20 protein-coding genes are annotated in these 21,169 nt (G+C 71.9%); 15 read left to right on the forward strand and 5 right to left on the reverse strand.

What is annotated here, in order from left to right; translation table 11 throughout:
• Positions 1-84 precede the first annotated feature (84 nt).
• Positions 85-525, forward strand: a complete 441-nt coding sequence (locus tag NHL53_RS10065) for a heat shock protein transcriptional repressor HspR (protein WP_433776731.1) — start codon at positions 85-87, stop codon at positions 523-525.
• 6 nt (positions 526-531) lie between these two features.
• Here the strand turns inward: NHL53_RS10065 and NHL53_RS10070 are convergent, their stop codons facing one another.
• On the reverse strand, positions 532-1,728 hold the full coding sequence (locus NHL53_RS10070; RefSeq protein WP_433776732.1) for an ROK family protein: 1,197 nt from the start codon (positions 1,726-1,728) through the stop codon (positions 532-534).
• A gap of 133 nt (positions 1,729-1,861) precedes the next feature.
• Between NHL53_RS10070 and NHL53_RS10075 the strand changes: the two genes are divergently transcribed.
• The 5 genes from NHL53_RS10075 to NHL53_RS10095 all read left to right on the forward strand — a co-directional run bounded on the left by NHL53_RS10075 (position 1,862) and on the right by NHL53_RS10095 (position 8,571).
• Complete coding sequence (locus tag NHL53_RS10075) at positions 1,862-3,133, forward strand: ABC transporter substrate-binding protein (RefSeq protein ID WP_433776733.1); 1,272 nt, start codon at positions 1,862-1,864, stop codon at positions 3,131-3,133.
• Between the two features lie 28 nt (positions 3,134-3,161).
• Entirely contained in the window at positions 3,162-4,073 is a 912-nt protein-coding gene (locus NHL53_RS10080; RefSeq protein WP_433776734.1) for a carbohydrate ABC transporter permease, read from the forward strand.
• Positions 4,073-4,957 carry a carbohydrate ABC transporter permease gene (locus tag NHL53_RS10085; protein ID WP_433776735.1) on the forward strand — a complete coding sequence of 295 codons (885 nt, stop codon included), beginning with the start codon at positions 4,073-4,075 and terminating at the stop codon, positions 4,955-4,957. Before NHL53_RS10080 ends, NHL53_RS10085 begins: the two co-directional genes overlap by 1 nt.
• A gap of 100 nt (positions 4,958-5,057) precedes the next feature.
• Complete coding sequence (locus NHL53_RS10090; RefSeq protein ID WP_433776736.1) at positions 5,058-6,737, forward strand: glycoside hydrolase family 13 protein; 1,680 nt, start codon at positions 5,058-5,060, stop codon at positions 6,735-6,737.
• Positions 6,738-6,900: 163 nt separating this feature from the next.
• Positions 6,901-8,571: a glycoside hydrolase family 13 protein gene (locus NHL53_RS10095; protein ID WP_433776737.1), complete on the forward strand. Its 1,671-nt coding sequence runs from the start codon at positions 6,901-6,903 to the stop codon at positions 8,569-8,571.
• Positions 8,572-8,764: 193 nt separating this feature from the next.
• Here the strand turns inward: NHL53_RS10095 and NHL53_RS10100 are convergent, their stop codons facing one another.
• Together NHL53_RS10100 and NHL53_RS10105 are read right to left on the reverse strand one after the other, a co-directional pair.
• Complete coding sequence (locus tag NHL53_RS10100; RefSeq protein WP_433776738.1) at positions 8,765-10,234, reverse strand: amidohydrolase; 1,470 nt, start codon at positions 10,232-10,234, stop codon at positions 8,765-8,767.
• Positions 10,231-10,857, reverse strand: coding sequence for an FMN-binding negative transcriptional regulator (locus NHL53_RS10105; protein ID WP_433776739.1), 627 nt, complete (start codon positions 10,855-10,857; stop codon positions 10,231-10,233). The genes NHL53_RS10100 and NHL53_RS10105 overlap by 4 nt, the downstream gene beginning before the upstream one ends.
• 208 nt (positions 10,858-11,065) lie before the next feature.
• Between NHL53_RS10105 and NHL53_RS10110 the strand changes: the two genes are divergently transcribed.
• The 8 genes from NHL53_RS10110 to NHL53_RS10145 are packed head-to-tail and all read left to right on the forward strand — an operon-like array spanning position 11,066 to position 19,735.
• A complete protein-coding gene (locus NHL53_RS10110) occupies positions 11,066-12,676 on the forward strand; it encodes a peptide ABC transporter substrate-binding protein (protein WP_433776740.1) in 1,611 nt (536 codons plus the stop codon).
• On the forward strand, positions 12,673-14,064 hold the full coding sequence (locus NHL53_RS10115) for a M14 family zinc carboxypeptidase (RefSeq protein WP_433776741.1): 1,392 nt from the start codon (positions 12,673-12,675) through the stop codon (positions 14,062-14,064). Before NHL53_RS10110 ends, NHL53_RS10115 begins: the two co-directional genes overlap by 4 nt.
• The gene (locus NHL53_RS10120) at positions 14,061-14,990 is read left to right on the forward strand and encodes an ABC transporter permease (RefSeq protein ID WP_433776742.1); all 930 of its coding nucleotides are present in this window, start codon (positions 14,061-14,063) and stop codon (positions 14,988-14,990) included. The genes NHL53_RS10115 and NHL53_RS10120 overlap by 4 nt, the downstream gene beginning before the upstream one ends.
• A gap of 12 nt (positions 14,991-15,002) precedes the next feature.
• Positions 15,003-15,905: an ABC transporter permease gene (locus NHL53_RS10125; protein ID WP_433776743.1), complete on the forward strand. Its 903-nt coding sequence runs from the start codon at positions 15,003-15,005 to the stop codon at positions 15,903-15,905.
• A complete protein-coding gene (locus NHL53_RS10130) occupies positions 15,902-17,323 on the forward strand; it encodes a serine hydrolase domain-containing protein (RefSeq protein ID WP_433776744.1) in 1,422 nt (473 codons plus the stop codon). The genes NHL53_RS10125 and NHL53_RS10130 overlap by 4 nt, the downstream gene beginning before the upstream one ends.
• A 5-nt stretch (positions 17,324-17,328) precedes the next feature.
• The gene (locus NHL53_RS10135; protein ID WP_433776745.1) at positions 17,329-17,841 is read left to right on the forward strand and encodes a GbsR/MarR family transcriptional regulator; all 513 of its coding nucleotides are present in this window, start codon (positions 17,329-17,331) and stop codon (positions 17,839-17,841) included.
• Positions 17,838-19,451: a dipeptide ABC transporter ATP-binding protein gene (locus tag NHL53_RS10140; RefSeq protein WP_433776746.1), complete on the forward strand. Its 1,614-nt coding sequence runs from the start codon at positions 17,838-17,840 to the stop codon at positions 19,449-19,451. The genes NHL53_RS10135 and NHL53_RS10140 overlap by 4 nt, the downstream gene beginning before the upstream one ends.
• A complete protein-coding gene (locus NHL53_RS10145) occupies positions 19,448-19,735 on the forward strand; it encodes a putative quinol monooxygenase (RefSeq protein WP_433776747.1) in 288 nt (95 codons plus the stop codon). The genes NHL53_RS10140 and NHL53_RS10145 overlap by 4 nt, the downstream gene beginning before the upstream one ends.
• A 1-nt stretch (position 19,736) precedes the next feature.
• On the opposite strand, the gene NHL53_RS10150 is transcribed toward NHL53_RS10145, so the two are convergent.
• Positions 19,737-20,330 carry a hypothetical protein gene (locus tag NHL53_RS10150; RefSeq protein ID WP_433776748.1) on the reverse strand — a complete coding sequence of 198 codons (594 nt, stop codon included), beginning with the start codon at positions 20,328-20,330 and terminating at the stop codon, positions 19,737-19,739.
• A 27-nt stretch (positions 20,331-20,357) separates the two neighbouring features.
• Complete coding sequence (locus NHL53_RS10155; RefSeq protein WP_433776749.1) at positions 20,358-20,516, reverse strand: hypothetical protein; 159 nt, start codon at positions 20,514-20,516, stop codon at positions 20,358-20,360.
• An 81-nt stretch (positions 20,517-20,597) separates the two neighbouring features.
• On the opposite strand from NHL53_RS10155, the gene NHL53_RS10160 reads away from it, so the two are divergent.
• Complete coding sequence (locus NHL53_RS10160) at positions 20,598-21,119, forward strand: adenine phosphoribosyltransferase (protein ID WP_433776750.1); 522 nt, start codon at positions 20,598-20,600, stop codon at positions 21,117-21,119.
• The last annotated feature ends 50 nt before the right edge of the window (positions 21,120-21,169 follow it).

The raw sequence follows: 21,169 nt of genomic DNA on the forward strand, positions 1-21,169 counted from the left end.
ACCTCACCTCCACTCAGGGAAAGCCGATCGCTTTCCCGCACGAATCGAGACACGCAGGCAGGACGATCCAGACGGAGGTGAGACATGCAGCTCCCTGAGGGGGTCGGCCCGACCGACCCGATCTTCCCGATCGCCGCGGCGAGCGAGCTGTCCGGCCTGCACCCGCAGACCCTCCGGCAGTACGACCGCGCGGGTCTCGTCGTGCCGGGGCGCACCCGGGGCGGATCCCGCCGCTACTCGGCCCACGACGTCGCGCAGCTGGCCGAGGTGGCGCGCCTGTCGAACGAGGGCGTGCCGCTCGCGGTGATCCGGCGCATGCTCGACCTCGAGAACGAGGTGCAGGGCCTGCGCGACGAGATGCGCGATCTCACCCGGCAGCTGCAGGAGGAGCGCTCCTCCCGCCCCGGCGCGCGCATCTTCGCGACGAACGCCTCGGGCGGCGTCGTCACCCTCACGGGCACGACGCGCGTGCGCCGGCAGACGGATCTCGTGCTCTGGCGCCCCGAGCGCCCCGCGGGGCGCTGACGAGGGTCAGCCTCCGGGGAGGAACGCGAGCGGATCCTGCTGGATGCTCGTGCGGCCGCGCTCGATCGCGCCGCGCACGACGACGTCGCCGCCGAGGGCGCTCGGGACGAGCTCGGGCACGGGCGGCTCGTACGCCGTGTCGAGGATGCGGCGCGCGACGTCGAGCACGGGCGCGAGCGACGCGGCGATCGCGCCGCAGACGACGACCTTCTCGACGTCGAGGAGGCTCCCGAGGGCGAAGGCGACGCGGGCGAGGCGCTCGCCGAGCCGGTCGATGATCCGCTGCGCGAGCGGATCGCCGGCGCGCGCGGCCTCGAGCACGTCCTCGGCCTCGATCCGATCGGCGTCGATGGCGCGCAGGGCGCTCGGCTCGTCGGTCGCGAGCACGGCCTCCCGCGCCCAGCGGCGCGCGAGGGCGCCGGCGCCGTCCGTCGCGTGCTCCTCGGGGAAGATGAGGCGCAGGAAGCGCATCTCGCCGGCGCCTCCCCGGGGGCCGCGCAGCAGCCGGCCGTCGACGATGAGGCCGGCGCCGAGCCGTTCGCCCGTGAGCAGCGTCGCGACGTTCTCGCCGAGCCCGTCGTCCGAGGCGGCGCTCTCCGCGAGCGCGGCGAGGTTGGCGTCGTTCTCGACGATGACCGTTCCGTCGAGCGCATCGGCGAGGTGCGCGTTCATGAGCGACCAGAAGCCGCCGTCGCCCTCGGGCGACCGGCCGGAGGCGTCGGCGGGGGCGGGGATCCCCACGACCGTGAGCAGCACGTCGTCGGGGGAGCGGCCCGCCGCGATGACGGCGTCGCGGATCGCGGAGCGCGCCGCCTCGACGCGCCCGGCGGGCCCGATGTCGCGGCCGCCGATGGGGGCGTGCACGGATCCGAGGAGCGATCCGCGCAGGTCGGTCACGTGGGCGACGTACCGGTGCTCGTCGGCGTCGAGCCCGACGATCGCGCCCGCCGCGGTGCGCAGCCGGTAGCGCCGCGCGGGGCGGCCCTTGCTCGTGAGGCCCGCGGCCCGGGAGTCGGCGCGCTCCTCCAGCCAGCCCGCCGCGACGAGGTCGGCGCAGACGCCGAGCACGGTCGCGCGGGTGAGGTCGGTGGCGGCCATCGCGTCGGCCGCGGTGAACTCGTCGGCGTCGAGGGCGAAGCGCGCGACGAGACGCGCGTTCATCTGCCGCATGAGCTGCGGGGACTTCGCCGACGGCCGGGCCATGTCACGACGATATCCCGCTTCTCGGCGCGGCCTTGACAGGGGCCCGCGGGAGTGGAATCGTGGCGAGAGCAGAGTTGATTCGTGCTCTAAATTAATACGCGGATCGTTGTTGTCGTCAGACGGAAGGACGAAGGTGTCCCCAAGGAAGAAGCGCATCGCGCGGCTGCTGGCAGCCGGCGCGGGAGTCGCGCTCGTCGGCAGCGGCCTCGCCGCATGCACGGCGGGCGATGGAGCGGAGACGATCCGCTTCACATTCAGCAAGCGCGAGGCGATCGGCTTCATGACGGAGCTGGTCAACGAATACAACGCGTCGCAGGATCGCGTGAACGTCGTCATCGACACCTCGGGCGTCGACGTGGTCTCCGCGAGCTTCGTGCGGGGCAACCCGCCCGACATCCTGCTCGCGAACTACAACATGGAGGTCTCGCGCTTCGTCGAGCGCTGCACCCTCACCGACCTGTCGGACACGACCGCCGCGTCGACGATCCGACCCGACATGCAGCCGCTCATGGACCAGTACGGCGTCTGCGACGGCCGCACGAGCGCCCTGCCGTTCTCGGTCATGGCCGCCTCGGTGATCTACAACAAGGAGATCTTCGCGGAGCACGACCTCGAGGTGCCCACCACCTGGAGCGAGCTCATCGAGGTCTCCGAGACGCTGCAGGACGCGGGAGTGGATCCGTTCTACGGCACCTTCAAGGACGACTGGACCGTGGGCCAGGGCTGGTTCGACTACACGATCGGCGGCGAGCTGGACACGCTCGCCCTCTTCGACGAGATCACCGCGACCGGCACCGATCTCGGGCCCGACTCCGCGACGTCGTTCGAGAAGGACCTCGCGTCGCCGATGGAGAAGATGGTCGAGCTCGCGACGACCTACACGAACGCCGACGCGCCGAGCCGGGCCTACGGCGACGGCAACCTCGCGTTCGCGAACGGCGAGGCCGCCATGTACCTCCAGGGGCCGTGGGCGTTCACCGAGATCGCGAAGACCGACCCCGACCTCGATCTCGGCACCTTCCCGCTGCCGATGACGGAGGATCCGGATGACAGGAAGATCCGCGTCAACGTCGACCTCGCGGCGATGATCCCCGAGGGGTCGAGCCACCAGGAGGCCGCCCGCGACTTCCTCGAGTACCTCTTCCAGCCGGAGGTGATCGAGGAGTACAACGCCGAGCAGCTCGGCTTCACGCCCACGAGCGACGCGGCTCCCGTCGACGACCCGCGCATCGAGGGCATGCAGAGCTTCTACGACGACGGCCAGGTCTACCAGGGCGCCTCGGTGCTCATCCCGAAGACGATCCCGGTCTTCAGCTACGCGCAGGCGATCGTGCTCGGTTCGCGCCCCGAGCGGATCCTCTCCACCCTCGACGCCGACTGGGCGCGCCTGGCGCTGCGTCAGTAGAGCAGAACGAAGGAGTCCCGCTCACATCATGTCCACCACGACGACGATCGTGACGCGAGGGGACCGCCGCACGCGGCTGTCCACCAAGCGCGTCGAACCGATCTACTACCTGTTCCTGCTGCCGGTGCTCGCGCTGTTCACCCTCGCGATCACGGTGCCCGCCGTCATCGGCATCTTCTTCAGCTTCACGAACTCCATCGGCATCGGCGAATGGAGCTTCATCGGGCTGACGAACTACCTGGCCGCGTTCAGCGACCCCGCGATCCTCCAGAGCTACCTGTTCACGTTCGGCTTCTCGCTCGTGACCGTGGTGCTCGTCAACATCATCGCGCTGCTGCTCGCCGTCGGACTCACCGCGCGGATCCGATTCAAGACGGCGCTGCGCGCCGTGTTCGTGATCCCGATGGTGGTCTCCGGCATCATCATCTCGTACGTCTTCAACTTCCTCTTCTCGAACTCGGTTCCGGACGCCGGATCCGCTCTCGGGATCGGATGGCTCGAGACGAGCATCCTCGCGAACCCCGACCTCGCCTGGGTCGCGATCGTCATCGTGACGGCGTGGCAGGCGATCCCCAGTGCGCTGCTCATCTACATCGCCGGCCTGCTGTCGGTCCCCGGCGACGTGTACGAGGCCGCCGACATCGACGGCGCATCGAAGCGCCAGCAGCTGATGAAGATCACGCTGCCGCTCGTCGCGGGCTACGTGGTGATCAACATCATCCTGGGCTTCAAGAACTTCCTGAACGCGTACGACATCATCGTCGGTCTGACCAACGGCGGTCCCGGCACGGCGACGCGGAGCATCGCGATGACGATCATCACGGGCTTCAACGGAGGCGACTACGCCTACCAGATGGCGAACGCGACGATCTTCTTCGTCGTCGCGATCCTCATCGCCCTGCTCCAGCTGTCGGTCACGCGCGGAAGGAACGCCCTCTGATGTCTGCCCTCAACGCCACGCGCGCCCTCACCGCCCCGGGCGGGAAGCCTCCCCGGGTGAAGATGGAGCGGGTCAACTGGCCCACCACGATCATCCTCATCCTCTGCGCCGTCACGGTGCTCCTGCCGCTCTACGTCACGATCTCGATGGCGTTCAAGACGGCGGGGCAGGCCGTCGACGGCGAGGCGTTCGCACTGCCGATGCCGCTCAGCATCCAGGGCTTCATCGAGGCCTGGCAGCTGACGAAGTTCCCCGTCGGACTGCTGATGTCGTTCCTCGTCACCGGCGGCACGGTCGTCGCGACGATCATCCTCGCCGCCTTCGCGTCGTACGCGATCGTGCGCAACTGGGATCGCCGGCTCTTCCGCTGGTCGTTCTTCTACCTGCTCGCGGCGATGTTCATCCCGTTCCCCGTCGTGGCGCTCCCGCAGATCCAGATGACGGGCCGGCTGAGCCTCGACAACCCGCTCGGCGTCGTGCTGCTCGCGACGATGTTCCAGCTGAGCTTCAGCGTGCTGCTGTTCACGGCGTTCCTGCGGTCGATCCCGCTCGAGCTCGAGGAGAGCGCGCGCATCGACGGCGCCTCGACCTGGCAGACCTTCTGGAAGCTCATCTTCCCGCTGCTCGCCCCGATGAGCGCCACGGTCGGCATCTTCGCCTTCCTGTACGCGTGGAACGACTTCATGATGCCGTCGCTGATCATCTCGGATCCCGCGCTGCAGACGCTCCCCGTGCGGCAGAAGCTGTTCCAGGAGCAGTTCAGCAACAACTACCATGTGTCCTTCGCCTCGTACCTGATGGCGATGGCCCCCGCCATCGTCGCCTACCTGTTCACGCAGCGCTGGGTGATGGAGGGCGTCACGCAGGGCGCCGTGAAGGGGTAGCCCTCTCCGGCCCGCGAGAGCGCAGGCGACCGCCGCGCTCTCGCGGGCCCGCCCCGACAGCCGACCGACCTCTCGAACCGACACCCCGAAAGGATGAGGATTGACCTCTCTCACCGTGCTCTCCGAGCCGATCACCGCCCGCGACGCCGACTGGTGGCGTCAGGCGACCGTCTACCAGATCTACCCGCGCTCGTTCGCGGACGCGTCGGGTGACGGCATCGGCGACCTGGCCGGCATCGTCTCGCGCATCCCGTACCTGCGGGAGCTCGGCGTCGATGCCGTGTGGCTGAGCCCGTTCTACCCGTCGGCGCTCGCCGACGGCGGGTACGACGTCGACGACTACCGCGACGTGGATCCGCGGATCGGCACGCTCGAGGAGTTCGACGAGATGGTCGCCGCGCTGCACGGCGCCGGCATCCGCCTCGTCGTCGACATCGTCCCCAACCACAGCTCCGACCGCCACGAGTGGTTCCGGGCGGCGCTCGCGGCGCCGAAGGGATCCCCCGAGCGCGAGCGCTACATCTTCCGCGACGGGAAGGGCGAGAACGGCGAGCTGCCGCCCGCCGACTGGGAGGCGGCGTTCGGCGGGCTAGCATGGGAGCCGGTCGGCGACGGCCAGTGGTACCTGCACACGTTCGCCCCCGAGCAGCCCGACTTCAACTGGGACAGCCGCGAGGTGCGCGACGACTTCCTCGAGACCCTGCGCTTCTGGTCGGACCGGGGCGTCGACGGGTTCCGCGTCGACGTCGCGAACCTCCTCGTGAAGGACCTCTCGGAGCCGCTGCCGAGCGCCGCCGAGCTGCGGGCGTTCGACGAGGCGGCGGGGGAGCACCCGCTCGCCTCGCGCGACGAGGTGCACGAGATCTACGCCGAGTGGCGGGAGCTGTTCGACCGGTACGACCCTCCCCGCACGGCGGTCGCCGAGGCCTGGGTGCCCACCGCCCGCCAGCGGGCGCGGTTCGCCTCGCCCTCGAGCCTCGGCCAGGCGTTCAGCTTCGACCTGCTCGAGGCCGACTTCGACGCGGCGCAGTTCCGCGACATCATCGACGACAACCTCGCGGAGTCGCGGGCGTCCGGCGCCTCGTCCACGTGGGTGTTCTCGAACCACGACGTCACCCGCCACGCGACGCGCTACGGCCTGCCGCCGCGCGCCGGCAGCACGACCAAGCAGGGCACGGAGTGGGTCGCCCAGGGCGGCCCCGAGGAGCAGCTGGACCGCGAGCTCGGCGAGCGCCGCGCCCGCGCCGCGACGATGCTGCAGCTCGCGCTGCCTGGCAGCGCCTACCTCTACCAGGGCGAGGAGCTCGGCCTGCACGAGGTGGCGGACATCGCCCCGGACGAGCGCCAGGATCCGGCCTTCTTCCGCGGCCTCAACGCGACCAAGGACGGGCTCGGCCGCGACGGCTGCCGCGTGCCGCTGCCGTGGGCGAGCGACGGACCCTCGTTCGGGTTCGGCCCCGCGCGGCCGCACCTGCCCCAGCCGGAGTGGTTCGGCGCCTCGTCCGTCGAGGCGCAGGCGGGCGACCCGTCGTCGACGCTGTCGCTCTACCGCGAGGCGCTCGCGCTGCGCCGGGAGCTTCAGTCGGACGAGACCCTCGAGTGGCTCGAGGAGATCAGCGCGGGCGACGTGCTCGCCTTCTCGCGGCCGAACGGCTGGGTGAGCGTCACGAACTTCGGCTCCGCGCCCGTCGACCTGCCAGACGGGGAGGTCCTGCTCTCGAGCTCGCCGCTGGAGGGCGGACGCCTTCCCGGCGCCGCCACCGCCTGGATCCGCTCCTGACGGATCGCCGCCCGTCCACCTCGCGAGAGCACACTCGCCTCCGTGAGAGAACGCCTCCTCCCGCGGGGACGCGCTCGATCGAACGCGTTCCCGCGGATCCTCCGCCCGCCCCGCGCGACGGACCAGACCATCGCACGACCCCAGACCTCGTAAGGACTCATCCATGACGATCGCTCCCGCACCCGCCGCGACGATCCTCGCCGGCGACGCCGACTGGTGGCGCCAGGCCTCCGTCTACCAGATCTACCCCCGCTCCTTCGCCGACGCGAACGGCGACGGCATCGGCGACCTGAAGGGGATCATCTCGCGCATCCCCTACCTCTCCGAGCTCGGCGTCGACGCCGTCTGGCTGAGCCCGTTCTACCCCTCGGCGCTCGCCGACGGCGGGTACGACGTCGACGACTACCGCGACGTCGACCCGAAGATCGGCACCCTCGCCGAGTTCGACGAGATGGTCGCCGCGCTCCACACGGCCGGCATCCGCCTCATCGTCGACATCGTCCCCAACCACAGCTCCGACCGCCACGAGTGGTTCCAGGCGGCGCTCGCCGCGCCCGCCGGCTCGCCGGAGCGCGACCGGTACATCTTCCGCGACGGGAAGGGCGAGAACGGCGAACTGCCTCCCGCCGACTGGACCTCGATCTTCGGCGGCCCGGCCTGGACGCGCGTCGCCGACGGCCAGTGGTACCTGCACAACTTCGCCCCCGAGCAGCCCGACTTCAACTGGCGCAACGAGGAGGTCCGCCAGGACTTCCGCGAGACCCTGCGCTTCTGGTCGGACCGCGGCGTCGACGGCTTCCGCATCGACGTCGCCCACGGCCTCGCGAAGGATCTCGCCGACGAGCTCCCCTCGCAGGCGGAGCTCGACGAGCTGCCCAAGGACGGCTTCCACCCCATGTGGGACCGCGACGACGTGCACGAGATCTACGCCGAGTGGCGCGAGGTGTTCGACGAGTACGACCCGCCCCGCATCGCTGTCGCCGAGGCGTGGGTCGAGGCCGACCGGCGCGCCCGCTACGCGAGCGCGGACGGACTCGGCCAGGCGTTCAACTTCGACCTCCTCGAGGCCGACTTCGACGCCGACCAGTTCCGCGAGATCGTGAGCTTCAACCTCGACCTCGCCGCGCAGTCGGGATCCTCGACGACGTGGGTGTTCTCCAACCACGACGTCGTGCGCCACGCCACCCGCTACGGCCTGCCTCCGCGCGGCGCGGACAAGGAGGTCAAGCAGGGCAAGGAGTGGCTGCTCTCGGGCGGATCCGAGCCGGCGCTCGATGCCGAGATCGGCCTGCGCCGTGCGCGCGCCGCGACGCTGTTCGAGCTCGCCCTGCCGGGCAGCGCCTACCTCTACCAGGGCGAGGAGCTCGGCCTCCACGAGGTCGCCGAGATCGCGCCCGAGGCGCGCCAGGATCCGACGTTCTTCCGCAGCCCGGGCGAGGACGTCGGCCGCGACGGCTGCCGCGTGCCGCTGCCCTGGACCCGGGAGGGGTCGTCGTTCGGGTTCGGATCCGGCGACGCGCACCTGCCCCAGCCGGAGTGGTTCGGCGCCTCGTCCGTCGAGGCGCAGGACGACGACCCGTCGTCGACGCTGTCGCTCTACCGTCGCGCGCTCGCGCTGCGCCACGAGCTGCAGTCGGACGAGACCCTCGAGTGGCTCGAGGAGATCAGCACGGGCAACGTGCTCGCGTTCTCCCGCCCGAGCGGCTGGGTGACCGTCACGAACTTCGGCGACGAGCCGGTGGATCTCCCCGCAGGCGAGGTGCTGCTGACGAGCGCCCCGCTCGAGGACGGCCGCCTGCCGGCTGCGACGACCGCCTGGCTGCGCGCCGCGTAGCGCGATGAGGAGGGGCGGGCCCGGCCGGGCCCGCCCCTTCGTCGTGCGCGGCCGGCTGTGAGCCCGGCCTGTTGTGCGCGCGGCCGCCGCGCCGAGCGCGGCCGCCTCGTTGAGCGCTCACGACATCGCCGAGCGGCCACCGTATTCCGTGGTCGCTCGGCGATGTCGTGGTCGTTCGCGGGAGAGCGAGGGCTCAGAGGGCGCTCCACGTGAGGCGGCCGGCGAGGAGGGTCGCCGCGACCGGCATCGCGCGCAGCGTCGCGGCGTCGGCCGCGAGCGGGTCGGCGTCGGTGACGACGAGGTCGGCCGGCTCGCCCTCGGCGATCGTCGACCGGGAGCTCGCGCGCAGCGCGACGTCCACGGGGATCCGCTGGTCCGGGTGCCAGGGCTCGCGTCCCTCGCGGGACCTGCCGACCGCCGCGGAGATCGCGAACCACGGATCGAGCGGCGAGACGGGGGCGTCGGATCCGAGACGCAGCTCCGCTCCCGCCCGCAGCAGCGAGCCGTAGGCGAAGGCGCGCTCGGATCGGCCCGCCCAGTGCCGATCGGCGGCGTCGCGGTCGTCCATCGCGTGCTCGGGCTGCACGCTCGCGGCGAGGCCCAAGGCCGCGAACCGGGCGAAGTCCTCCTCGCGCACGAGCTGCGCGTGCTCCACGACGCCGGTCATCCCGACCTCCTCGAACGCGTCGAGCACGACCGTGTTGGCGCGGTCGCCGATCGCGTGCACGGCCGCCTCGATGCCGTGCGCCCGCGCGCGGCGGAGCAGGCGGACCAGCTCGTCGGGAGGGACAGACGAGACGCCGCACGCATCCGGCCGCGAGGGGTCCGCGCCGGGGTACGGATCCCAGCACCAGGCGGTGCGGGTGTTGAGCGACCCGTCCGCGACGATCTTGAGCGGGCCCATCGTCAGGAGACCGGACGGATGGAGGGGATCCCCCGTGCGCCGGCCCGCGGCGATCGCGGCGTCGAGGCGATCGGGCCACACGGCGGCGACCACGCGGAGCGCGTCGGCGCCCTCGTCGATCCGCGTCGCCCAGTCGCTCGCGCTGTCGGCGTTCTCGAAGTCGACGACGCCCACGACGCCGCGCCGCGCCGCCGCCCGCTCCGCCTCGCGGAAGTCGTCCGCCGTCAGCGGATCGAGGTCGTTCAGCCGTCCGTGCACCGCGAACCAGGGCGCCTCGCTCACGACCCCCGTCGCGTCGGGCGTCAGGCCGAGCACGCGAGCGGCCGCGGAGCTGACCCACCCGCAGTGCAGGTCGGCGCTCACGAGCACCACCGCCGTGTCTCCGGCGATCCGGTCGAGGGCGGCGAGGGTCGGCTGGTCGGCCCACAGCGCGTCGCGGAAGCCGTAGCCGACGAGCGGGCGGCCGGCGTCGGCGGCCCCGCGCGTCGACAGCGCGGCGGCGACGCGAGCGAGTGTCGCGGCCGCGCTGTCGGCGTCCGCGAGGTCGAGGCGCCGCCTCGCGGTGACCCACTGCTCGGCGTGGATGTGCGCGTCCCAGAGCCCCGGGCCGACGAACCGTCCGTCGAGGTCGATCTCCTCGGCACCGTCGGCGGGCGAGCCCGCGGGCGAGACGCGGCGGATCGCCCCGTCCTCGATCAGCAGATCCCGCGGATCCGATCCTCCGACGGGGCGAGCGGCTCGGAGCAGCAGGCGGCTCATCGGCTCTCCTCCCGGCGCATCTCGTCGGCGAGCCGGGGATCGCGATAGGGGCCGGGGGCGCGCAGTGCCCGCATCACGCGCTCGCGCACCTCGGGCGGCTTGTCCTGGCTGAGCTTGCGCTTCGCCACGATGCGGTCCACGCGCATCCGGAAGCCGACGGTGCCGTGGACGATCCGCTCGGCGTAGGCGGTGTTCTCCGCGTCGACGTCGAGGAGGTGCGGCTCGGGCAGGGGATCCTCGAAGTGCGCGACCAGGCGCCGCAGCACGTCGAGGTTCTCCCGGTCGGAGAGGATCTCGGGGGTGCCAGCGAGGTGGGCCACGACGAAGTTCCAGGTCGGCACCGCGGGCTCGGACTCGTACCAGCCGGGGGAGATGTAGCCGTGCGGTCCCTGGACGATGACGAGCAGCTCGCCCGACCCGAGCCCGTGGAGGCGCTCGTCGGGACGGCCGACGTGGCTGAGGAGCGTGAGCCCGTCGTCGTCCTCGTCGACGAGCACCGGGTAGTGCGATGCGACGAACCCGCCGTCCGGCGAGCTGCTCACGATCGCGCACCAGGGATGGCGTCGCACGAGCTCGGCGATCTCGTGGACGTCGGTCAGCGCGTAGTCGGGGTTGTCGCGCATGGGATCCTCTCGAGGACGGGCGGCGGGCGCCGGTCGGATGGGCGTGCGACGAGCGTAGGCGCGTCGACGGCGACGACGATGTCGGCCGTGTTTCGGCGACAACAAACTTTCATCACATTTTGAAAGTTTTAACAACTGGGTCTTGCGGGAAAGTCTCAGGTGCGGTTGTCTCGGCTCCACCCACCCGCACAGCAAGGGAGTCGTGCCCATGGCCATCCGTCGTTCCCCCCACCGCCGAGGCCTCATCGGCCTCGCCGCCGCGGCCGCGCTCGTGCCGCTCGCGCTCGCTGGCTGCTCGCCGTCGTCCTCGCCCGGCGCCGACGGCGACGCCGACGCCAGCATCAGCATGGCGGTCACCGACCCCGGCATCCTCATCCCCGGGCGCCAGACCGTCGCCTTCGACTACGCGAGCGTCGTCTGGGCTCCTCTCACGTTCATCCGCGACGACGGGACGCTCGAGTACGTGCAGGCGGAATCGGTCGAGAGCGACGACCAGCAGACCTGGACCATCACCCTGCGCGACGGATGGACCTTCCACGACGGCACGCCCGTCACCGCCCAGGACTACGTCGACACCTGGAACTGGGTCGCCTACGGCCCGAACACCGCCGAGAACTCCGGGCAGCTCGTGGGAATCGAGGGATTCGACGAGGTGAACCCGGCGGACGGAGGAGAGCCGGAGACCGAGGAGATGTCGGGCCTCGAGGTCGTCGACGACCTCACCTTCCGCGTGACGCTGAAGCAGCCGGACGGGCAGTTCCCGCTCCAGCTCAGCCAGGGGCAGACCGCGACGTTCCCCATGCCCGCCTCGGCCTTCGACGACGTCGATGCCTACAACCGCCACCCCGTCGGCAACGGGCCGTTCGCGATGTCGGACGACTACGTCGAGGCCGAGACCATCACGGTCGCCGCCTACGACGACTACGCGGGCGACGAGCCCACCGTCGAGCAGATCGACTTCGTGCCGTACGTCGACATGAACACCGCCTACACCGACGTGCAGGCCGGCAACCTCGACATCGTCTTCGTGCCGCCCAGCCGGCTCGCGCAGGCCGAGGCCGACTTCGGCGACCGCTTCGTGGCCTTCGACGCCCCCGGCATCTCGTTCCTGGGCCTGTCGCTGTGGGAGGACCGCTTCGAGGACGTGCGCGTCCGGCAGGCGATCTCGATGGCGATCGACCGCGAGACCATCAACGAGCAGCTCTACGCCGGCACCTACACGCCCGCGAGCGCCTGGACCCCGATCGTCGAGGTCGGCACCCCCGAGGGGATCTGCGGCGAGTTCTGCGAGTACGACCCCGACGCCGCCGCGGAGCTGCTCGAGGAGGCCGGCGGATTCGAGGGATCCCTCGACATCGTCTTCCCCGGAGGCGGAGGGCTCGACGAGCTCTACAACGCCATCGCGAACAACCTGAGGCAGAACCTCGGCATCGACGCGACCGCGACGCCGACCGCCGACTGGGCGGAGTTCGCGGAGCGGCGCATGGCCGGCGACATCTCCGGCGCGTTCTTCTCGCGCTGGGGCGCCCTCTACCCCAGCCAGCAGGCCACGATGCGCGAGGTCTATCTCTCGTCTGGCGGATGCGACAACTGCGTCCCCTGGTACTCGGACGACGTGAGCGAGGCGCTCGCCGAGGCCGACCAGCAGCCGTCGACCGACGGAAGCGCGTACGTCGCGGTGCAGGAGATCCTGCAGGACGCCTTCCCCGTGCCCCCGCTGTTCAGCGAGTCGTACCCGTACGTCACGACCGAGCGCATCGCCGAGATGCCCGCGGCCTCCGGCAGCCCGGTCCTGCGCGAGATCGTCGTCGCCGAATGACCGCCCCCGACCTGCTCGAGCGGATCCTCGCGCGCGTCGACGCGCTCCGCCCCGTCTCCGGGTTCCCCGTCGTCGACGAGATCCGGGCCGAGGCCGATCGCATCGCCGCCGCGCACCCCGACCGCGTGACGCGCACGACGATCGGCGCCAGCCGGCTCGGCGAGGAGATCGTCGACTACGCGGTCGGCGAGGGGCCGTCGATCGTGATCGTCGGCGGAGTCCACCCCAACGAGCCGATCGGGTTCCACACGGCGCTCGCGCTCCTCCGCGACCTCGCGGAAGAGCGCGGCCCGGCCGCCGAGCTCGGCGGCCGCTGGCACATCGTCCCGTGCATCGACCCCGACGGAGCGCGCCTCAACGAGTCGTGGTTCGCGGATCCCGGCGACCGCATCGGATACGCGCGGGGCTTCTACCGCCCCGCCCCCGTCGAGCAGGTCGAGTGGTCGTTCCCCCTGGACCACCGCGGGATCGTCTTCGACGACCCGATGCCCGAGACGCGGGCCCTGATGGGGCTCATGGACGAGACCGAGCCCGCGCTCATCGTCGGCTTGCACAACGGCGAGCTCGGCGGCGTGTACTACTACGCCACCCCCGACCTCGTCGGAGCGATCGACGCGCTCCACGCGATCCCGGCGCACCTCGGGCTGCCCCTCGACCGCGGAGAGCCCGAGTTCGCGGGATCCGAGCCCCTCGCCGAGGCGGTCTTCCCCGAGCTCACCTCGATCGACATGATCGACGCGCTCGAGGAGATGGGGATCGATCCGACCCCGCATGTCGTCTCCGGAGGCACGGGGGACTACGGGCGCCTGTTCGGCGCGAGCGCCTTCGTCGCGGAGCTGCCCTACTGGTCCCACCCGGCCTCCGACGACACGTCCGGATCCGGGCGCAGCTACCGGGAGGTGCTGCTGCGGCGCGCGGAGGAGCTCGACGAGCTCGGCGCCGTGCTCCTCCGAGCGCTCGAGCGCGCCGAGCCGCACCTCGCGATCGACTCCCCGCTGCGGCGCGGGGCGACGGCCTTCGCGCACATGATGGCCGGCAGCGGCGACGAGGCGCGCCAGCGCGCCGCAGCTCCGGAGAGCGACAGGGAGGCGACCGTCGCCGAGGCGTTCTCCAACGAGGACCACCCGCGCATGTTCCGCCTGCGGTTCGGCACGATGCTCGCCCGCACGCTGCGCGCCGAGGTCGTCGCGGGGACCGCCGCGCCGGCGGTGCGCCTGGCGCTCGCCGACCTCGAGACGCACCTCGAGGCCTGGTACCGCGAGGCGGACGCTCACCAGGAGACGCTCGAGGTGCTCCCGATCGAGAAGCTCGTGGGCGTGCAGCTCGGCACCGTCCTCGCGGCCGCCGACGCCGCCCTCGCCCTCCGAGCCCCGGGGGCGCCCGGATGACCCGATACCTCCTCCGCCGGGGCGCCGAGCTGTTGCTCGTCTTCTTCGGCGTCACCTTCATCATCTACGCGCTCGTGTTCGCGCTGCCCGGCGACCCCGTCGCCGCCCTCGGCGGATCCAACCGGCCCCTGCCGGAGAACGTCGTCATCCGCATCCGCGAGCAGTTCATGCTCGACGAGCCGCTCATCGTGCAGTACCTCCATTACATCGGCGGGGTGCTCACGGGAGACCTCGGCACGACCTTCGACGGCAGGGACGTGGCCGAGCGGATGGCCTCGCGGTGGCCGGTCACCGTGGCCCTCGCGCTCACCGCCTGGCTCTTCGAGGTGGTCATCGGCGTCGGCCTCGGGCTCATCGCGGGCCTGCGGCAGGGAGGCCTGCTCGACCGGGCCGTCCTCGCGGGCACGATCCTCGCGACGAGCGTGCCGGTGTTCGTGCTCGGCGTCTCGCTCCAGCTCATCTTCGGCCTCTGGCTCGGATGGGTCCCCATCGCGGGCGCGGGCGCCGGCTGGCCGATGGCCTATCTGCTCCCCGGCCTCATCATCGCCCTCTTCGGGCTCGCGAGCGTGTCCCGCCTCATGCGAGGGAACGTCGCCGACACCATGCGCAGCGACTTCGTGCGCACCCTCGTGGCGAAGGGGATGACGAAGAGGAGCATCGTCGGCGTGCACGTCATGCGCAACGCGGTCGGCCCCGTCATGACCTTCCTCGCCATCGACCTGGGCTACCTGCTCGGGGGAACCGTCGTGATCGAGGGCATCTTCAACCTGCCGGGCATCGGACAGCTGCTCTTCGACGCGATCCGCACCCACGAGGGAGCGATGATCGTCGGCATCTCGACGGTGCTCATCCTCGTGTTCCTCCTTACCAGCGTGGTTGTCGACGTGATCGCCTCGCTGCTCGACCCGCGAATCCGCAGAGAGTGAGAGGCGACGCACATGACCGAACTCCTCGCCGCCCAGAAGGCCGACGCCGGCGACGCGCCCGCCGCCCGCGCCCGCGGCGTCTGGGCCACCCTCCGGCGACGCCCCGTCTTCTGGATCTCCTCCGGCGTCCTCGCCGTGCTCGCGCTCATCGCGCTCGCCCCCGGCCCGATCGCCGCGCTCTTCGGCAACCCCGATCCCCGCGCCTGCGACCTCGGCGCGGGGCGCACCCCGCCCGGATCCGGGCATCCCTTCGGCACCGACCTGCAGGGCTGCGACGTGCTCGCGAACGTGCTGTTCGGCACCGGGACGTCGCTGTTCATCGGGCTGACGACCACCCTCGTCTGCTTCGCGATCGCCCTCGTCCTCGGCACGCTCGCGGGATACGCCGGGGGATGGGCCGATGCGCTCATCGCCCGCCTGACCGACGTGTTCCTCGGCTTCCCGTTCCTCCTCGCCGCGATCGTCGTGCTCAACAGCGTGCCGGACCGCACGCCGCTCGTGCTGTCGCTCGTGCTCGCCTTCTTCTCCTGGCCGACGCTGGCCCGCATCATCCGCGGATCCGTGCGCGCGGTCCGCGACAGCGAGCACGTGCAGGCGGCGACCGCGATGGGGCTCACGCACACCCGCATCGTGTTCGCGCACGTCCTGCCCAACGCGCTCGGCCCCGTCCTCGCCATCGCGACCACCATGGTCGGATCGGTGATCGTCGCCGAGTCCACCCTCACCTTCCTCGGCGTCGGGCTCGTCTCGCCGTCGATCTCGTGGGGCCTGCAGCTCGCGACCGCGCAGGGGTACTTCCAGATCGCGCCGCACATGCTCTTCTTTCCCGCGCTCTTCCTCACCATCACCGTCGTCTCCCTCATCACGCTGGGAGACATCCTGCGCGACGCGCTCGACCCGAAAGGACGCTCATGAACGCCGCCCCCGAATCCCGCCTGGAGCTGCTGCGCGAGACCGTCCCCGCCGTCCTGCGCTGGATCGACGGGCAGGGCATCGCCCGCGGGGCGACGGGCGTCCAGCTCGCCATCGCCTACCGGGGCGAGCTCGTCGCCGAGCACGCGTGGGGGCTCGCGAACGCCGAGACGGGAGAGGCGCTGACGACCGACCACCTGTTCCGCATCGCCTCGCACTCCAAGACGTTCACGGCGGTGGGGATCCTGCGCCTCGTCGAGCAGGGGCTCCTGCGCCTGGACGACCCCGCCGCGCGCTTCGTCCCGGAGCTGGAGGGCTCCGACGTCGGATCCGTCACCGTCCGGGAGCTGCTCGGACACCAGGCGGGCGTGATCCGCGACTCGTCCGACGGCGACTTCTGGCAGCACGCCTCCCCGTTCCCCGACCGCGAGGAGCTCGTCCGGATCCTCCGCGAGGAGGGCAGGGTCTTCGCTCCGAACGAGCACTTCAAGTACACGAACATCGGCTACGGGCTGCTCGGCCTCGTCATCGAATCGGCGACGGGGACGAGCTACGCCGACGCGATGCGGAGCCTCGTCGTCGAGCCTCTCGCCCTGCGCGACGCCGGCCCCGAGTACGACGAGGCCCGCGCCTCCGAGTACGCCGCCGGGCACACGAGCCGCATCGTCGCGGGGCAGCCGCGCGCGGTCATCCCGCACGTCGACACGCGGGCGCTCGCCGCGGCGACCGGATGGTACGCCAACGCGCGCGACCTCGTGCGGTACGGGTCCGCGCACGTGCGCGGAGACGAGACGCTGCTGTCCGACGCCTCGAAGCGCCTCATGCAGAGGGAGGAGTCGCGGTTCGCCCCGCGCGACCAGCCGGAGGCGCGCTACGGGCTGGGCCTCGACCTCGCCTCCGTCGGCGGGCGCGAGGTCGTGGGCCACTCCGGCGGATACCCGGGGCACATCACCCGCACCTGGATCGACCCCGTCGACGGCCTCGTCGTCTCGGTCCTCACGAACGATCTCGACGGCGCAGCCGGGCCCCTGGCGGCCGGCGTGCTGCAGCTGATCCAGCTCGCCGAGCGGGCGGCGGACACCGGGGAGAGGACCCCGGACGAGCTCCGCTTCGAGGGGCGCTTCGCGAGCACGTGGGGCGCCTACGACGTGCTCGACCTCGGCGGCACGCTGCATGTGATCGGCCTGCGCTCGCCCGAGCCGGGGCCCGCCGCGATGCGCATCGTCCCCGACGAGGGGCGCCTCGTGATCGAATCCGAGCCGAGCTTCGCCGAGAGCGGCGAGCCGGTCGAGGTCGTCCGCGACGCGGACGGGTCGATCCGGCGGATCCGCCTCGGCGCGATGACCGCCGTCCCGTTCGAGAGCCTCGACACGACCCGCCCCCACGGCCTCATCCCGGTGGGCGAGGGCAGGAGAGAATGACGAGCATGGCGAATGAGCGCGAGAACCCCCCGGCCGACGTCGAGGAGGACGTCCTCGCCTGGATCGAGAGCTTCGCGACCGTGTGGGAGTCGCAGCAGGGGAAGCGCATGGACGGGCGGGTCCTCGGCCTGCTCCTCATCTCGTCCGAGCCCTATCTCGCCGCGACCGACATCGCCCGGATCCTCAACGCCAGCGCGGGCGCGGTGTCGATGGCCACCAGGGCGCTCGTCTCCGTCGGGTTCATCACCCGCCACACCGTGCCGGGGGACAGGCGGCACTACTTCCGCGCCGAGGACGACGTGTGGGGCACCTTCCTGCTCGGCGAGCGCGAGTACCTCCGGCGTCTGATCGGCGTGTTCGGCAACGGCCTCGCCCTCGACGCGGGGGCCGCGCCGGGGCCGCGCACCCGCCTGAGGAACGCTGACCGCTACATGCGCTGGCTCCAGGAGTACCACCGCAAGATGGCCGAGGACTGGCGCGAGTACCGCGACCAGCTCCAGAAGGAGGAAGAAGGATGACCGCGGTTCTCGAGATCGACGACCTGCACGTCTCGTTCCACACCTCGGACGGCGGCGTGGTGCCGGCCGTCGAGGGAGTCTCGCTCTCGGTGGGCGAGGGCGAGATCGTCGCCGTCGTGGGCGAGTCGGGCTCGGGGAAATCGGTCACGGCGATGAGCGTGCTGGGCCTCCTCGCGCCGAACGCCGTGGCGAGCGGCGCCGTCCGCGTGGACGGGCGCGACGTCCTGGGCGCCGACGAGCGGACCCTCGGCGCCGTGCGCGGCGAGGTCGCGGCGATGGTGTTCCAGGATCCCTTCGGGGCGCTCGATCCCGTCTTCACGATCGGATTCCAGATCCGCGAGGTGCTGCGGAGGCACCGCCCCTCCCTGTCGGCGGGCGAGCGGCGCGAGCGTGCCGTCGAGCTGCTGCGGCTGGTCGACCTCCCCGAGCCCGAGTCCCGCGTGCACTCCTACCCCCACCAGCTCTCGGGCGGCCAGGCGCAGCGCGTGGTGATCGCGATGGCTCTCGCCTGCGACCCGCGTCTGCTCATCGCGGACGAGCCGACCACGGCGCTCGATGTCACGGTGCAGAGGGACATCCTCGACGTGCTGAGAGGCCTGCGCGACCGCACCGGCATGGGGATCCTCTTCATCACCCACGACATGGGCGTGGTCGCGGACATCGCCGACCGGGTGGTCGTGATGCGCCGCGGGCGCCTGGAGGAGACGCAGCCCGTCCAGGATCTGTTCGACCGGCCGACCGCCGAGTACACGAGGCAGCTCCTCGCCGCCGTCCCGCGCATGGGCGCCGCGGCGAGGGACGCCCGCGGCGGGGACCGGACGGTGCTCGAGGCGAGCGGGCTCGAGGTCGTCTACCGTCGCCGCGGGCAGACCATCCCGGCGGTGCAGGGCGTCGACCTCGAGGTCTCGGCGGGGCGCACGCTGGCGCTCGTCGGGGAGTCGGGGTCGGGGAAGTCGACGATCGGGCGCGCGGTGATCGGGCTCGCGCCCGCGGCGGCGGGGCGGGTCGTCGTGGACGGCGTCGACATCTCCTCCGCCTCGCGTCGGGCGCTGCGCGACGTGCGCCGCCGGATCGGCGTCGTCTTCCAGAACCCGACCGGCGCCCTCGATCCGCGCTGGACCATCGGGCACGCGATCGCCGAGCCGCTGCGGGTGCACGGCGGACTGCGCGGCGAGCAGCTGCAGAGGCGGGTGTCCGAGCTGCTGGACGCGGTCGAGCTACCCGGCGCGTGGGCGGCCCGCTATCCGCACGAGCTGTCGGGAGGTCAGCGCCAGCGCGTTTCCATCGCCAGGGCGGTGGCGCTCGACCCGCTGCTGCTGATCGCCGACGAGCCGACGAGCGCGCTCGACGTGTCGGTGCAGGCGACCGTGCTCGAGCTGCTGCGGGATCTCCAGCGCGACCTGGCCTTCGCCTGCCTGTTCATCAGCCACGACCTCGCGGTGGTCGACGCGCTGGCCGACGACGTGGCCGTCATGCAGCGCGGACGCATCGTCGAGCGCGGAGACCGGGTGCGCGTGCTCGCCCACCCGGGGGAGGAGTACACGCGGCGCCTGCTCGCCGCCGCGCCCGTCCCCGACCCGCGGGTGCAGGCCGCGCGGCGGGCGGCGTGAGCGCGCCCCGGATCGTCCTCGACGGCGCCCTCCGCTGCCGCGACGAGGCGGACGCGGCAGCGGTCCGCGCGCACCTGGCGAAGCACGTCCGCCTCACCCGCGCGGAGCCGGGCTGCCTTGCCTTCGCGGTGGATCCGACCGACGATCCGCTCGTGTGGGAGGTGCGCGAGCGGTTCGCCGACGCGGAGGCGTTCGCCGCCCACCAGGCGCGCGTCCGGGAGAGCGAGTGGGGGCGCGCGACGGCGGGGATCCCGCGCGCGTACGAGGTGCGCGAGGAGCGCTGAGCTAGGCGGGAGGGAGTCGCAGGACGTTCGACTCGCCGACTTCGAAGTCGGTGTTCCAGCGCAGGGTGCGGGCGAGCTCGTCGAGGGCGGGGACGAAGGTGAGGAATCTCTCGCGGTCGGGGCTCACGGCGTGCAGGGTGATGAGCTCCTCGCCCGTGTCCCAGGTGTAGGTGACGAACGAGAGGCGCTCGGGCTGGTTCGGCTCGGATCCCGGCGCGTCCATGACGAGCTTCTCGCCCGCCCCCAGATGGGGGTTCGAGAAGGTCTCGGTGTCGTCGTACTCGATGGGCATCGACGCGCGGGCGGCGCGCACCTGCGGGGTGATCCGCTGCGCCTGCGCGAGCACCGCGAGGGCCTCGGGATCCTCCTTCCACGACCAGGCGAGGAAGCGCCCGTTCGCGCGCCGCAGGCCCGCGCGCACGGCGCGGTTGGCGATGAAGGCGAGCACGCCGGACCCCGGCTGGCCCTGGACGAGGCCGGCCGTCGAGAGCAGCATGCGGATCGCGGCCCTGCGGTGGCGTCCTCCGCCGAAGCCGCTGCCCTTCAGCGGCACCCAGCGTGCGGGATCGGCGTCGGCCTGCAGGTGAGAGCTCATGGATCCAGCGTACGGTTCCGCGAGGCGTCAGTCGCCGCGGCCGCGGCGGCGCACCGCGGCGAAGATCAGCAGGCCGCCCGCGACGACGAGCACGCCGATCGCGGTGGGGATGATCCAGCCGGGCATCTCGCCGCCGGCGTCGACCAGGGCGGCGGAGGCGGTCGCGAGGGAGGTCGTGATGCTCATGCGGTCATTGTGCCTCATGACGGGCGCGGCGGGAGGCGTCGCGGCCAGGTTCCCGTCACCGTCGCGCACTACTCTTTCCCCGTGACCTCCGCAGAGCTCGAGCGCGCAGAATCGCTCATCGCCGAGACGCCCGACTACCCCGAACCCGGCGTGCTGTTCCGCGACATCTCGCCGCTGCTCGCCGACGGCCCCGCGCTGCGCGCGGTGTGCGACGCGATCGTCCGGCCCTTCCGCGGCCGCTTCGACATGGTGGGCGGCATCGAGGCGCGCGGCTTCCTTCTCGCCGGATACATCGCGGCGCAGACGGGCACGGGCGTGCTGCCCATCCGCAAGGCGGGCAAGCTGCCGACGCCGGCGGCGGCCGTCTCGTACGACCTCGAATACGGCACGGCGACGATCGAAGCGCCCGGCGTGCTCGATTCCGGGGCGAGGGTCCTGCTCGTCGATGACGTGCTCGCGACCGGCGGCACGCTCGGCGCCGCGCAGGAGATCATCCGCGAGCTGGGCGCGGAGGTCGTGGGGTCCGCCGTGATCCTGGAGCTCGCGGGTCTCGGCGGCCGGGATCACGCGGGCGACGTGCACGCGGTCTTCACGACCGCATAGGGGGCGGACCCGCGGGCGATCCTTCGTCTGTCGGAGGCCACCGGCATGAT

This window comes from Microbacterium sp. gxy059 (genome assembly GCF_050958665.1).
GTDB lineage: Bacteria > Actinomycetota > Actinomycetes > Actinomycetales > Microbacteriaceae > Microbacterium.